Annotated in this window: 11 protein-coding genes; 3 read left to right on the forward strand and 8 right to left on the reverse strand. The window is 59.6% G+C overall.

The annotated features are described in order from the left end of the window. Positions 1-12: 12 nt before the first annotated feature. The 5 genes from ACR0AG_RS04850 to ACR0AG_RS04870 all read right to left on the reverse strand — a co-directional run bounded on the left by ACR0AG_RS04850 (position 13) and on the right by ACR0AG_RS04870 (position 7377). Positions 13-654 (reverse strand): cell wall hydrolase, encoded by a 642-nt coding sequence (locus ACR0AG_RS04850; protein ID WP_480836966.1) that lies wholly within the window; start codon positions 652-654, stop codon positions 13-15. Between the two features lie 186 nt (positions 655-840). Further along, the gene (locus ACR0AG_RS04855) at positions 841-3402 is read right to left on the reverse strand and encodes a putative PEP-binding protein (RefSeq protein WP_480837737.1); all 2562 of its coding nucleotides are present in this window, start codon (positions 3400-3402) and stop codon (positions 841-843) included. Positions 3403-3470: 68 nt separating this feature from the next. Further along, the gene (glyS, locus tag ACR0AG_RS04860; RefSeq protein ID WP_480836968.1) at positions 3471-5630 is read right to left on the reverse strand and encodes a glycine--tRNA ligase subunit beta; all 2160 of its coding nucleotides are present in this window, start codon (positions 5628-5630) and stop codon (positions 3471-3473) included. A gap of 9 nt (positions 5631-5639) precedes the next feature. Beyond that, positions 5640-6854, reverse strand: a complete 1215-nt coding sequence (gene gltS / locus ACR0AG_RS04865; protein WP_480836970.1) for a sodium/glutamate symporter — start codon at positions 6852-6854, stop codon at positions 5640-5642. A gap of 7 nt (positions 6855-6861) precedes the next feature. Beyond that, a complete protein-coding gene (locus ACR0AG_RS04870) occupies positions 6862-7377 on the reverse strand; it encodes a DUF6446 family protein (protein WP_480836972.1) in 516 nt (171 codons plus the stop codon). A 91-nt stretch (positions 7378-7468) separates the two neighbouring features. On the opposite strand from ACR0AG_RS04870, the gene ACR0AG_RS04875 reads away from it, so the two are divergent. After that, positions 7469-8101 (forward strand): MarC family protein, encoded by a 633-nt coding sequence (locus tag ACR0AG_RS04875; RefSeq protein WP_480836975.1) that lies wholly within the window; start codon positions 7469-7471, stop codon positions 8099-8101. 8 nt (positions 8102-8109) lie between these two features. On the opposite strand, the gene ACR0AG_RS04880 is transcribed toward ACR0AG_RS04875, so the two are convergent. Next, a complete protein-coding gene (locus ACR0AG_RS04880) occupies positions 8110-9039 on the reverse strand; it encodes a glycine--tRNA ligase subunit alpha (protein ID WP_480836977.1) in 930 nt (309 codons plus the stop codon). A gap of 207 nt (positions 9040-9246) precedes the next feature. On the opposite strand from ACR0AG_RS04880, the gene ACR0AG_RS04885 reads away from it, so the two are divergent. Next, positions 9247-10977, forward strand: coding sequence for a serine protease (locus ACR0AG_RS04885; RefSeq protein WP_480836979.1), 1731 nt, complete (start codon positions 9247-9249; stop codon positions 10975-10977). 3 nt (positions 10978-10980) lie between these two features. Here the strand turns inward: ACR0AG_RS04885 and ACR0AG_RS04890 are convergent, their stop codons facing one another. Together ACR0AG_RS04890 and ACR0AG_RS04895 are read right to left on the reverse strand one after the other, a co-directional pair. Further along, positions 10981-12555, reverse strand: coding sequence for a thiamine pyrophosphate-binding protein (locus tag ACR0AG_RS04890; RefSeq protein ID WP_480836981.1), 1575 nt, complete (start codon positions 12553-12555; stop codon positions 10981-10983). Then, positions 12555-14003, reverse strand: a complete 1449-nt coding sequence (locus ACR0AG_RS04895; protein ID WP_480836984.1) for a TrkH family potassium uptake protein — start codon at positions 14001-14003, stop codon at positions 12555-12557. Before ACR0AG_RS04895 ends, ACR0AG_RS04890 begins: the two co-directional genes overlap by 1 nt. A 30-nt stretch (positions 14004-14033) precedes the next feature. Between ACR0AG_RS04895 and ACR0AG_RS04900 the strand changes: the two genes are divergently transcribed. Beyond that, positions 14034-14738 carry a hypothetical protein gene (locus ACR0AG_RS04900; protein WP_480836986.1) on the forward strand — a complete coding sequence of 235 codons (705 nt, stop codon included), beginning with the start codon at positions 14034-14036 and terminating at the stop codon, positions 14736-14738. Positions 14739-14905 lie beyond the last annotated feature (167 nt).

The following is a 14905-nucleotide window of genomic DNA, read 5'->3' on the forward strand; positions in this document are numbered from 1 at the left end:
TCTGGGCTTGGATCAGTTGCTGGCGGTCCGATAGTTGTGACGATAGAAGATGTGAACACCGATACGGGCGGTCTCTTTGTAGACCCGCGACCAGGATGGGCGCACCGCTTTGGTGTGATAGTGCGTCGCACCTGCAGTCATCTCTTGGGCAACGCCATCAATTGCGGCCCGCGCTACTTTCGAAACACGTTCGAAGGCACGCTTTTCATTGATGATTTCCTTCTTGCCGTCACAGGTATAGGTGAATTGGCACTGGTATTTCTTGCCCGTGCCCTGATTGATCACACCACACAGCGAATCCGGAAAACGGCCACTTTCGACACGGTTCAAGATCACCTCGGCCACAGCAAACTGGCCACGGATGCTTTCGCCACGGGCTTCAAAATACAGGGCCTCGGCCAGACAGCGGAAATTTTCGTCCCCCGCAGCTTGCGGCTGTTCGTCCAACCAAGCCTTTGAATACGAAAACTCCGGCTGTTCAACATCCTTGCGCGGCTTGAACAGTTTCAGGTAGTCGCGGAAATTCTGCGCCGGCAATTCATTGCGGGCGACCAACTCATCTTTGGCAGATTCAACATCCTGCCTCTCGGCATAGGACAAATTCGGCAGCACGGTTGCCGCCGTAAAGGCAACAGCCACTAAGTAGCGTCTCATCAGATAACCTCGCACAGGCACTTACGCGCCGTACCCTCCCCCGGCGGGCGCGACGAGGCTGATACCCCAAACTGAGGCCAACGTCCAGTTTTGTAAAAATTGCAAGTAAAAAATTGCGCATACGGCCACCATGATTTGGCCGCAATCTGGTCACATTTGCACTATTTCTAGGGCTATCGGGGCAAGTCAACCCCCAAGTTTGGATGATATCGCCAGCTGAGCGGCAGATAGCCGAGCGACCGGAACGCGGAACGGTGAACACGACACATAGTCGAATCCAAGGTCCCTGCAGATGGCAATTGATTCGGGGTTGCCGCCATGCTCTCCGCAGACCGAAAGCGTAACATCCGGTTGGGCCGCCCTGCCCCGTTCGGCCCCCAGTTTCAGCAATTCGCCTACGCCGTCGCCATCCAGGACGTGAAACGGATCCTCGTTGAACACGCCCAATCGGACATATGCCGACATAAAGCGCCCCGCGTCATCTCGGGACAATCCATAGGTCATCTGCGTCAGGTCATTGGTACCGAAACTCAAAAACGCCGAATGGGGCGCAATCTCACCTGCGCGCATACAGGCCCGCGGCGTTTCGACCATGACACCCAAACGATAGTCGAACTCCTGACCCTGCTCGGACGCGACCTCAGCAGCCACCGAGTCGATGCGTGCTTTGACCAGCTCAACTTCGCGCTTGGCTGAAACCAGCGGGATCATGATCTCGGGCGCGACCGGGGCACCGTCTTTGCTGGCTTCAAGCGTCGCCTCAAAGATCGCGCGCGCCTGCATGTCATAGATTTCGGGCACCGTCACACCCAGGCGCACACCGCGCAGACCCAGCATTGGGTTGTATTCGCTCATCGATTCAACGCGGCGTTCCACATCGGACACCGGCAAATCCAGCGCCTCGGCCAATTCGCGCTGACCGGTGCGGGTTGTGGGTAAAAACTCGTGCAAAGGCGGATCGAACAGGCGGATACAGACAGGCTGCCCCTCCATGATGCGGAACAGTTGCACGAAATCCTGCCGCTGCATCGGCAGCAGACGTTCCAGCACCGCCTCGCGCCCCGAAGCGGTCTGAGCGAAGATCATTTCGCGCATGACTGTCAGGCGACCAGGGTCAAAGAACATGTGTTCCGTGCGGCACAGGCCGATGCCTTCGGCCTGAAAGTTCCGCGCTGTTTGCGCATCGGCAGGCGTATCGGCGTTGGCCCGGATGGCGATATCGCGTTCGGCGTCTGCCCAGGACATAAGCGTTTGAAAGCAATCGTCAAATGCGGCCTCAAGCATCGCGGGTTGACCGGCCAGAACCTGCCCGGACGAGCCATCAATTGTCAGCGTGTCACCGGTTTTGAACACCCGCCCATCCGGCGCCGTCAGCAGTTTTTTCTTGGTCTGAAACCGCATCTCTGACGCGCCGACGATACAAGGCAATCCCAGCCCCCGCCCGATCACGGCGGCATGGCTGGTCATGCCCCCTTTTTCGGTCAGAACGGCCACAGCGGCATGCATCCCGCGCACGTCCTCTGGCGACGTTTCGCGACGCACCAGGATACAAGGCTCACCCCGGGCCGCGCTGGCCTGCGCTTCGGTGGCTGTAAATACGACGCGCCCGGTGGCAGCACCAGGGCTGGCCGCGATGCCTGTAGTCAGGACGTCGCGCTCGGCATCCGGATGCACCTGTCGGTGCAACAACTCGTTCAACGAATGCGGATCGATCCGCATCACCGCCTCTTGCTGCGGGATGATGCCATCTTCGGCCAGCCGAACCGCAATCCGCATGGCGGCGCGGGACCCGCGCTGCACGCGCACCCCATCAAGGATATGCGCCTGACCGTTCTGGATGACGAACTCAACCTGCATCTCTTCACGCAGTTTTTCCCGCATCAACGCGGCATAGGCCTTGAGCTCGGCAAAGGCCTTGGGCACCACGTCTTCCAGCGACTGCCCCCGGGTATCCTTTTCCAGGTATAGGGCCGAGACCCCTTCCCCCAGTGCATCCCGGCCCTGGCTTTGGCTCAGGTAACGGCCAGTGATCTGCGGCATTCCTGTTGCCGGATCGACCAATTGCAACACGCCAGAGCCGCATTCGCCTTGCCCCACGCCCGGGATCATCTCTTGGATCACCAACCCCAAACCTGCGTCGGCAGGCGCGCCTTTGGCCTGCCGCAGCAGGCGCGCAGAGGTTCCGTCCCAGGCGCGCGCCATGGACCGCAAGACACCGATCAGTTGGTCGCCGCGATCCTGGGGAAACGACTCATCGGTTTCATCCTCATAGGCGCGCAAGGACAGATTCAGGCCTTCGCGTCCGTCAGCCTCGATATCATCAAAAACATCCGGGTCCAGACGCGCGACATGCATAGCATAGCTTTGCACAAAACGCAGGTACAACGCAGCGGCAGCATCCGTGCCCATATCTGCGGAAAGGTCCTGATATTGCGCGTCGTTCATCCCGATATTCAGCACGGCGCCGGGGCCGCCCCAATCCGGGTCTTCGGAACTGGGCCGCACACATAACAGCGACGAGGGTTCGAACTGTTCAAGAATGGCCGCGATATCAGGCACTTCGCCCTGAGCGATCTTCAGAACCGCGTCAAAAGACAAGGCCACGGTACGCGGTACCGGCATATCCAGCCGCACCAGGCGTTGCAGGCATTTCGCCCGCCCGCCATGGGTGTTGGCGGCTACGGGCGCGTCGGGCGTGATAAGCGTTGTATGCGGGTTATTCTGCACTGCAGCACCTTTTGGTTTCAGTGCAGCATAGGCGCTGACAGTCTTGGCGCAAGGGCGTTATTGGGCCCAAACGGGCCCGCGCCCGTCGATTACCCCTCGATCCGGCTCAGATCGGCGACGCTGGAACACACCTGCCGGATCTGGCTGAGCAAGTTCAGACGGTTACGGCGCAGGATGTCATTGTCGGTGTTGACCTGGACATCCTCAAAAAACGCATCCACCGGCCCGCGCAGAGCTGCCATGGTGGACATGGCCACCGGGAAATCCTCGGCCTCCAAGGCCGCGTCGATCTTGGCTTTGGCCTCATCCAGCGCGCCGAACAGGGCCTTCTCGCTGTCGGTTTCGGCAAACTTGATATCCGCGCCATAGGAGTATTCGACGCCGTCCTTTTCCTCGGCCTGTGTGAGGATGTTATTAGCGCGCTTGAAGCCCTGCACGAGGTTTTCCCCATCCTCGGTCGCAATCACCGCGTTCAGAGCCCGCGCGCGTTTGACCAGCAGGTTGAGGTCGTCATTCCCCTCCATCGCGATACAAGCGTCGATGATATCGTGACGGATGCCCTCGTCCCGCAAGAAGACTTTGAGGCGGTCGTGAAAGAAGGAGAGGAGGTCATTAGCTATCTGTGCAGGATTGCTCTCATCTGCCTGGCCTATGGAATCCAAGTCTTCGATGCCGTCAAAATCTTGGATATCGTCGATTGTCCTTGACCGCGCGGCCTCTTGATTGCGTTCAACCTGAATTATGAACGGTGTAAGCAGACTTAGCCGAAGCTCGTTATTAACGCTCGACCGGATCACCCCCAAAGCCGCACGACGCAGGGCAAACGGATCTTTCGACCCGGTCGGCTTCTCATCAATCGCCCAGAACCCGGTCAGTGTGTCCAGCTTATCAGCCAATGCCACGGTCACCGACAAAGGCGCGGTCGGCACATCATCCGATGGGCCCAACGGCGAGTAATGCTCTTGCGCCACAGCGGCAACGGCGGCATCTTCACCGGCGGCCTCAATATAGTAGCGCCCCATAAGCCCCTGAAGTTCGGGGAATTCATAGACCATCTCGGAACTCAGATCGGCCTTGGCCAGACGCGCGGCTTTCTCGGCCTGATCAGCATCCGCGCCGGTCACAGGGGCCAGTTCGCGGGCCAGCGCGGCGATACGGTCGATACGCTCGGCCTGTGTGCCCAGCTTGTTGTGGAAGGTCACATTCTCCAACGCGCGGGTCCACTGGGCGATGTCCGATTTGGCAACGCGCAGGTCATTCTCCCAAAAGAATTTCGCATCGGCCAGACGAGCCGACAGCACCTTTTGGTTCCCCGCCAGAATGGTCGCGCCATTGTCGGCGGTCTCGCGGTTGGCCACGGTGATAAACCGTTCGATCCGCCCGGTTTTGGGGTTCTTCACCGAAAAGAACTTCTGATGCTCTTTCATCGAGGTTTGCAGCACCTCGGGCGGCAGATCCAAGAATTCGTCGTCGATCTGCCCCATCAGCACCACGGGCCATTCGACCAGCCCGGCAACCTCGGCCAGCAGGCCCTTGTCTTCGACCACTTCAAGCCCGGCGGCAAAGGCCATGTTCTGAGCGTCATTCCAGATATGCTCGGCGCGCTCGCCGGGCGACAGCACCACACAGGCGCGTTTGAGCTGTGCGGCATAGTCCTCGAACGAGGTCACCGAGAACCGGCCCGGCGCCATGAAGCGGTGCCCCTCGGTGGTATCGCCCGAGGTAACACCTTCGACCTCAAGCGGCACAACCTGTGCGCCTGCCTCGTCGGTGAGGATGCACAGGATCGAGTGCAAGGGCCGCACCCAGCGCAACGGCCCGCCGCCCCAGCGCATCGACTTGGGCCACGGGAAGTTGCGGATGGTGTCTTCCAGCACCTCGGCCACAATGTCGGCCGCCGGGCGACCCGGTTTTTCAATGGTCGCAAAATAGACCGCGCCTTTGGGTGTTTCGCGCTCTTCCAATTGATCGCGGGTCAGACCTGCGCCGCGCAGAAACCCTTCGATGGCTTTGTCCGGCGCGCCCACCTTTGGGCCTTTGCGTTCTTCGCGCACAGTGGGGCTTTCGCTCAGCAACCCTTCGACGGCCAGCGTCAGACGCCGCGGCGTCGTTAGGGTGGCAGCACCCGCATAGGTCAAACCGGCCTCGACCAGACCATCGGTGATCCGTTTTTTCAGATCCTCACCTGCGCGGGCTTGCATCCGCGCGGGGATCTCTTCGGAAAACAGTTCGATCAGCAGGTCGGGCATAGTCGGTCCTTAGAAATTGATGATCGTCTGAATGACGATGGCATTGGCAATATCCACAAAAAATGCGGATACAAGGGGGAGCACGATAAAGGCAATAGGCGATGGACCATATCGCTTGGTCACAGCGGTCATATTGGCAATTGCTGTGGGGGTTGCGCCCAAGGCGAACCCCCCGAACCCTGCGGCCAGAACGGCGGCGCGGTAGTTGCTGCCCATAACCGGGAACAGAACCCAGATCACGAAACCGATGGCAAACAGCGTCTGCGCGGACATGATAACGACAATCGCCAGACCCAGTTCGGCAATGGTCCAAAGTTGCAAGCTCATCAGTGACATGGCCAGAAACGCGCCCAGCGAAAACTCGGAGATCAGCGCCAAAGACTGCGTCCGGGATACTGCTGGCCGGTGCGGAACCAAGGCCGTGCGAACGTTGGCAATGACGATGCCCATGATCAGGCACGGTACAAAGAGCGGAAGTTTCAATCCCGCAGCGCTGATCACGCCCTCAAGAAAGTAGCCACCGATGATCGCGAGGTTCAGATACAGAAGAACCCGCATGATTGTCTGATGATCAATCTTTGTTGTGTCTTCATTCGCCGCGTCGGGCAGACCAATCGTGTGCTCTTCGTCCGGTCGCGCGGGGCTCAGGTTGCGGGTTTCGACCAGAAAGCGGGCAATTGGCCCACCGATCAGAGCGGCCAGAACCAGACCCAGGGTTGCCACGGCCACTCCTAACTCGGTGGCACCAGCCAAACCTGTCGCTTCGGACACCTCGGGCGCCCAGGCAATCGCGGTTCCGTGCCCGCCGATCAACGCGGCCGAGCCAAACAGAACGCCCGCCTGCGCAGGATATCCGAACAGGGACGCCCCAAGTGTGCCAACCACGTTTTGCGCAACAATTGTTGCCAACGTCAGGATCAGAAGCAAAAACAGCGGCTTACCGCCTGCGATCAGGTCAGAAATCCGCGCGTTCAACCCAATCCCTGCAAAGAAGACAAGCAGCAGAAAGTCGCGGGCGGCAAGATCGAACGCCATTTCAATGTCAAAAAACAGATAAAGCGCCAGTATGACAAGCGAGGCCAGCAGCCCTCCGGTCACGGGTTCGGGGATGTTGAACTGACGCAAAACTGCAACCCGCGCGTTGATCTCGGCCCCCAGAAGATACACCGCCAGCCCCAGCGTGGCTGTCAGGAATGCGGGTATCTGAAGGGCTTCGGTGACCATGGCGTCCTCAGTTCTCGGGCCTGGGCGGGCATTCCTCACCAATTACGGTACCGTCATAGGCCTTTTCGCCGCAATTGTTCAGAACGTGCCAAACGTATCCTTTGCCGCCTTGGGTCACAGCAACGATGCGATCAACGCCGTAATGTATGTTCTTGGTGCCCATGAAGGCTTGCGCCTGCCCCGATTTCAATGCCGCAGCCAAGGCCACCGCATCATAGCAATCGAACCAGCCCGGAGCGGTCAGAGGCTCGGCATTCTCAACGAGCGCGAACTGCGCCATTTGATCCGGCGTCAGTTCCGTTTCGAAACAGGCGCGATAGCGGATGGGCGAGCTGTCGGCATCAATGGCCTGAAACGCGGTATAGGGGATCTGGGCTGCGCCGTCGGTCGTGACCAGGACGACATCCTGCCCCGGTTGCGGCTCAACATCGTAGTAAAACCCATAGATCTGCAGGTAATACATGCCAATCCCGGCCACCAGAGCCGACACAAGCAAGATGATCGCAAGCAGCTTTCCAGTCATCGTCGTGTTCCTTTGCTCACGATGCCTCTTTCAAGATGGAAGAAAATAGGACAGGTTCCCGTTGAGGACAGAGTGAAAAGAGATTTCGGACATGGACACGACCCTTGCCGTAGGATTTTTCGGCGCGCTTTTTGCGATCATGAATCCAATCACCAACCTGCCGGTGTTTCTGAGTGTCACCGACGGCCTGTCCGTCGCCGATCAGCGCAAGGTCGCCGTCAAAACCGCGGTCTACTGCATCGTTCTGGGCACCGGCTTTGCCGCTGTTGGCAGTCAGGCGCTGGGGCTGTTCGGCATCAGTGTGGATGACTTGCGCGTCGCCGGCGGCCTTGTGGTTCTGATGATCGGCATGAACATGCTGAGCGGGAACGAAAGCAGCGCCCATCACGGAACCGACGGGGAAAAGAACGCCTATCCCGCGCCCGAGACCGTCGCGTTCTATCCGCTGTCGTTCCCCATTCTGGTCGGACCCGGCACGATCACGACCCTGATCCTGTACGCCAGTCACATCAAGAAACCTATAGAGGTTATTGGATTTGCAGGCGTTTTCCTGTTCGTTATCGCGCTTCTTCTGATCACCTTCTGGAACGCATCCGCCCTGGCAAAACGTTTGTCCGACAACGCCCGGGTGATCATGAGCCGCTTTATGGGCATGATCCTGTCGGCCATCGCAATCAGCATGATTGCGGACGGGTTGAAGGTGTTGTTGCCCGGCTTGGCCTGAACGGCACATCAAGCCTGAAACCCGGCGGCCTCAGTCTGAACAAACGCGTCTGCGCATTGCTTTGCCAGCGCCCGCACCCGTCCGATATAGGCCTGCCGCTCGGTCACCGAAATCACGCCGCGCGCGTCCAGCAGGTTGAAGATGTGCGACGCTTTGATGCACTGATCATAGGCCGGGTGCGCCATGATGATACGCTTGCCGGTTTTCGGATCGTCGTGATCCTGCGCCAGAATAGCGGCACATTCGGCCTCGGCCTCTTCGAAATGGCGCAGCAGAACCTCGGTATTGGCCACGTCGAAATTCCAACGGGCGTATTCCTCTTCGGTCTGCTTGAAAATATCGCCATATCTCAAGGGGCTGGGCGACTGAGGATCGTTAAACGGCATGTCCATGACGTGATCGATGCCCAGCACGTACATGGCCAGGCGCTCCAGCCCATAGGTCAACTCGCCCGAAACAGGCGCGCAATCGTGGCCGCCGACCTGCTGGAAATAGGTGAACTGGCTGACTTCCATACCGTCGCACCAGACCTCCCACCCCAGGCCCCAGGCGCCGAGCGTCGGGCTTTCCCAGTCATCTTCGACGAACCGGATGTCATGCAGGTTCATGTCGATCCCGATGGCCTCAAGCGAGCCCAAGTACAAATCCTGCAGGTCCGGCGGGCTGGGTTTGATCAGCACCTGATACTGGTAGTAATGCTGCAAACGGTTCGGATTTTCGCCATACCGCCCATCGGTCGGACGGCGCGAGGGTTGTACATAAGCCGCTGCCCAGGCCTTGGATCCTAATGCGCGCAGAGTGGTTGCCGGATGGAATGTCCCGGCACCGACTTCCATGTCATAGGGTTGCAGAATCGCGCAGCCCTTGGACGCCCAATAGGTCTGAAGCCGCAGGATAATTTCCTGAAATGAACGTGGTGCGCTGGACGGTTCAGTCATGACATTCCCTCTGGGCACCCGATGCGCCCGGTTCCGATGGGTTTTGCCCTTCCTATGCAAGGGGCCAAGGGGCGTCAACGGGCCAAAGCGGACAAGCTGTCACTGCGCAGCCACACTCAAAATTCCCCGCAATCCGGGCATGGCGCTGGGTTAATGAAATCGCGTAGTCTGCGGCGAACAGAAAACACTGCGAAACACGGGCAGATGATGACACGCTTTTTTACAGCTTTTACTTTGTTTCTTTTCTTCGGTCTGCGCGCAGCAATGGCCCAACAGGACCAGGGCGTTTGGGTTCAGGTCGAGGCGCACCCGACATTGCGCGAGGCCCAGGACCGCGCACGGGATTACGCAAACAACCTGCCGGACGTGAACGGATTTCGCCTGAACTCTGGCTGGTATGCTATTGTTATCGGGCCTTATTTGCGCACTGATGCTGAACAGGTCTTGCGTGTCTACCGTGCCGAGGGCCAGATTCCCTCGGACAGCTATATCGCCTTTTCAAACTCTTTCGCCCAGCAATACTGGCCAACGGGCGCAAACATCCTCAACCGTGAGGTCGTGACCCCGCCGGTAGAGCCGCAGGAACAGCCCCAGGCAGAGCTGACCATCCAGCCATCTGAAGAAACGCGATCCGAGGCCCTGCGTGGCGAGCGCCTGCTGAGCGCGCAGGAACGGCGCGACCTGCAAACCGCCCTGCAAGCAGCGGGTTTCTACAATTCGACAATTGATGGTGCCTTTGGCGCCGGAACCCGCCGGTCGATGGCCGAATGGCAGCGCTTTAATGGCTTTGAGGACACTGGCGTGCTGACCACCTTGCAGCGCAAAACCCTGTTGGATGACTACAACGAACCACTGATCAGCGCCGGGATGGAGCGGTACACGGACGCTGAGGCCGGTATCTCGATGGACATGCCCCTGGCGCTAGTCTCATTTGATCGCCACGAGGCCCCGTTTGCGCATTTTGACGCCAGCACCGGGTTTGACGCCAAGGCGCTGTTGATCAGCCAGAACGGCAGCCCAGCAACCTTGCGGGCCTTGTATCAGGTGATGCAATCGCTAAAGGTTGTGCCCCTGAATGGCCCGCGCGAGCTGCGCGGTAACAGCTTTACAATCGAAGGTCGCGGCAACGGGATTGTGTCGTTCACGCAGGCCGCGCTGGATGATGGCAAGATCAAAGGGTTCACCCTTGTCTGGCCCGAAGGCGACGATGCGCGCCGCGCGCGCGTTTTGGCGGCTATGAAAGCCAGCTTTAGCACAACCGACGCTGTTCTGGATGACGCAGCGGGGGCGACCGCCGAACAAAGCATCGATCTTGTTTCGGGTCTGCAAATCCGCAAACCACGCTTGTCGCGCTCCGGTTTTTACGCCGATAACGCAGGTTCGGTTTTGACTGTATCCGAGATCACCGACAGCTGCACCCGGATCACCCTGGACGGGGATCAAGAGGTTCAGGTCGCATGGTCGGATGACGAAGCCGGTGTTGCCGTTCTGCGCCCAACGAAATCGCTGGCACCGATCAGCGTCGCAGGCCTCAGCAGCGATCAGCCCCGCATTCAGTCCGAAGTTGCCGTTTCGGGCTTTTCTTACGAAGGCGCCCTGGGTGCCCCCACCCTGACTTTTGGTCAGGTGGCTGACATTCGCGGCCTGAATGGCGAAAGCGGCATCAAGCGCCTGTCTCTGTCGGCGCAGCCCGGCGATGCGGGCGGGCCGGTTTTCGACGGCAGTGGCAACGTGATCGGGATGTTGCTGCCGACCCCCACGGAAGGCCGCAGCCTGCCCGGCAGCGTAAGCCTGTCTGCCAGCGTCGAGCGCTTGCAGGATACTCTGACCAAAGCCGGGGTTTCAGGCCAGCCGGGCGTGGAAACCGCACGGATTTCGCCCAATGAACTGTCCCGCCGTGCCAATGGTATGACGGTTCTGGTTCACTGCTGGGACTAGCGCTCAGGTGATCTGAGGTGTCAGCCGGATCAAGGTTGGCACCGGGGCGGCAAAGGCCTCTTGCATGACATTGCCCAAATCGCTCAGCTTGTCTGGCTGGGCGGACCGGGCACCATAAGCCTCGGCCAGCTTGCAGAAATCGGGATTGCGCGCGACGACGGCGTTGGGGGCGATCTGCCCGCGCACCATACTTTCTTCGATCTCTTTCAGCTTGCCGTTGTCCCACAGGATGATCGGCAGGGACAAGCCCAGCTCAACCGCTGTTCCCAATTCTTGCATCGTATATTGAAACCCGTAATCCCCGGCGATGACGGCTGTGGGTTTACCGCGTCGGGCAACGGCCCCGCCGATACCCGCGGGCAGCGCGTAGCCCAGCGTTCCAAACCCTGTCGGGTGGTGCCAATGGTGGGGATGAGCCATCTCCCAGACCTCTTTCGCGCCATAGGCAAACTGGGTCATGTCGGAATAGATCATGGCTTCATCTGGCATCGCAGCCCGCAGCGCATCAATGACAGGCACGATCCCGGGCCGTTCGGCGTCAACCTCAGCGCGCCAGCGGGCCCGGGCCTCGCTGACCTCATCAGGTGGCCATCCATCGGCAGGCTTCACCTGCTCTAGCGCCGCCCAAAGCGCCTGCGCAAAGCTGTCACCATCCGCCTGAATACGGATAGACGCCCGATGCCGGTCCGACAGCACCTGAGGATCCAGATCGACACGCACGAGATGAGAGCTGTGGCCCAGATGGGTACGCCACAGATCAACCTCGCCCAGCTCCGCACCGATTACGACGACCAGATCGGCTGATCCGATGACCTCGGCGCTGCCCGGTCGCGGCAGGGTTGCGCCGAAATCGAGCGCATAACCTGTCCCAACAAGCCCACGCCCGGCATAGGTTGTGAAACAGGCTGCCCCAAGCTGGGTCAAAATTTGCCGCCACAGATCCGACCGCGCCCCGCCCCCGAGGATAAAGAGCGGTCGGCGCGCGCTGTTGAGAAGCGATACGAGCGGTGCAATATCCGGCGGATTGGCTTTGGCTGGTAAGGCGGGTGGGTTGGGGAACGGCGCAGGACCGGCATCCGCCTGCAACTGTGCGATAGGCACTTGAATGTGCTTGGGCCGCGGGCGCGACAGGGCAAATTCTTCAAAGGCGCGGTCCATCAGCCGGTAGACGGATTGAGGGTCGTTGCCCTGCAAGGACCAATCCGCCACTGTTTCCGCCGCTGTGCGCTGATCCTTCATCTGGTGCAACTGCCCGCTCTGCGCCTGTGTCTCGTCCAGGCAGGATGACATCACCAGCATTGGAACGGAATCGGTATAGGCCTGCCCGATCGGCGTCAGCGTGTTGCACAGGCCCGGCCCGGTGATCACATAGACCACGCCCGGCTTGCCCGTCGCCCGGGCATATCCGTCTGCCATGAACCCCGCCCCCTGTTCGTGGCGCGCCAGAATATGTGCAATCCCGGCCTCTTCGATACCGCGATACATCTCTTGGTTATGGACCCCGGGGATGCCAAAGATGACGTCGACGTCCCGATCCTTCAGCGCATGCGAGATTTGGGCGCCCAGAGATCTTTTCATCAGCTTCTCCAGAATTGAGTAGTAAAGATGGCGTATACTGCCAAAAGCTCCAGCCGTCCGACCAGCATCCCGATTGTCAGCAACCATTTTGCGGTATCGTTAAGCCCGGCAAAGTTGCCCGACGGTCCGATCTGATCGCCCAGCCCGGGCCCCACATTGGCCAACGCCGTCGCGGCCCCCGAAACGGATGTGATGAAATCCAGCCCGGTCAGCGCCAGTGCCCAGGACAGCATGCCCATCGACAACACGAAGAACATGAAAAAGCTCATCACAGACGTCAGGACATCGCGCCCAATCGGGCGACCGTCATAACGCGGCATGAACACCCCATGCGGAGATCTGATGCGGCTGATCTGGGACTTGATCGACGCAAACAGCAACTGATAGCGAAACACTTTGATCGAACAGGCCGTCGACCCGGCGCATCCGCCGATCAGACCGATCAAAAAGAACAACATGACCGGAAAGCTGCCCCAGCCCATATAGTCGACGCTGGCATAGCCCGTCCCCGAAATGATCGAGGTGATGTTGAACAGCGATTCACGGAAAGCCTGTTCCCAGTGATGCGGGAAAACCGAGGTCAGAAACACCGACATGATCGCCACAAGAATGGTGATGGTGGCCAGAAACGCCTTGATCTGGCTGTCTTTCCACAGCGAACTGGTGTTGCCATTGGCGAATTGGACATAACGCACAAACGGCAGCGCCGCGAGGATCATGAACACTGCCGCAGCGTATTCAGCCGGGCCAGAAAACGTGCCAAACGACGCGTCATAGTTGGAAAACCCGCCGGTGGATATCGTGGTCAGCGCATGCACGACAGCATCAAAAAAACCCATCCCGAGGCCCGCGTAAACCAACGCGCAGACAAGGGTCAGGAAAACGTAGATCAGGGAAATCTGCCCCGCAATTTCTTGCGCGCGAGGCAAGATTTTCCCCATGGTTTCAAACCCTTCCGAGCGGAAGATCTGCATCCCACCGACCCGAAGTTCGGGCAGGAACACCATGGCGACGACGATGATGCCGATGCCCCCAAGCCATTGCAGCAACCCGCGCCACAGCAACAGCCCTTGCGGCATGTCATCCAGCCCGGAAATCACCGTCGAGCCGGTTGTCGTCAGGCCCGACATCGCCTCGAAATAAGCGTCGACAAAGCGCAGCTCGGTCTCGCCAAACAGGAACGGGATCGCACCAAATACCGGCAGCGCCACCCATACCCCGGTGGTCAGCAAAAAGGTCTGACGGATCGTCAAACCTTCGCCAACACCGTTCGAACAGCTCATTGCCAGGACTACGCCGGTCAGGATCGTAATGACCGCGCTTTCCAGGAAAACGTGCCATTCGCCGCGGCCTTCGATCATGTCCGCAAGCATAGGCAGCAGCATGGTCGCCCCAAGAATGGCGACCAGCAAGCCAATCACATATCCGACCGGGCGAAAGTCCATCATAAGGCGAAGCGTTGGCTTGCCTGCCCGGCAGTGTCAAGCGCGAGCCCGACTTACTTCTCGGTTTTCGCAGATTGGGCCGGCATCACAGGCGGCTTGGACGGCGCGCGCGTTTTCCGAACGGAGGCGGCAGGTGCAGCCGGTTTTGTCGCCGATAGCTGCGAAGCCGCTGCGGGTTTGGACGCGGGCGCAGCTTTGGCCTGTGGCGATTTCGGCGCGGCCTGCGGTTTGGCGACAGATGCTACGGACTTTACTGTGGCAGCCGCTTTTTCAGCAGACGGCACTGCCTTGGCAACAGGTTTCGGTTTGGAAACCGGCTTTGCCGTAGGCTTTGGCGCGACGGCCTTCACCGGAGCAGGCTTTGGTGCAGTACGTGTTGCCGCTGGCTTTTCCTGGGGTTTTGCAGGTGTTGTCGCCACTTTGGCGGTTGATGCAACAGGTTTGGTCAAAGTCTTGGGCGTCGCAGTGACCGGCTTGGGCGCAGGTTTCGCAACCGTGGCCGCAGGCTTGGGGGCTGCCTTAACCGCTGGCTTGCGCGCAGGTTTTGCAGCGGCTGCGGCCTTGGTTTTGACCGGCTTCGCGGCGGCGCGCGATTTGGGTTTGGAAGCTGCAGGTTTTGCAGGCGCGACAGACGGCTCGGACGCCGTCGCCTGCAACGCATGGACAGGGGCCATCGGCAATTCAAGCGCCGAACGTGTCATGATCTGCATGATTTTCAATTGGCTGGTCATCGCGTAACCGGCCATCCGGATCGCTGCCGCCTGAAACTCAAACGGGTTGGAAATTGGGTTCATTACATTTCTCTCCTGTGAATTCGAGGCAGCGGATGAATTTGAATAAGGGTCCTGCCCGCCCGGATCACTTGGGCGGATTCACAGAGTAGCTGTCCAAGGCCTTGCACGTCC

Source organism: Ruegeria sp. H6, from assembly GCF_056532975.1.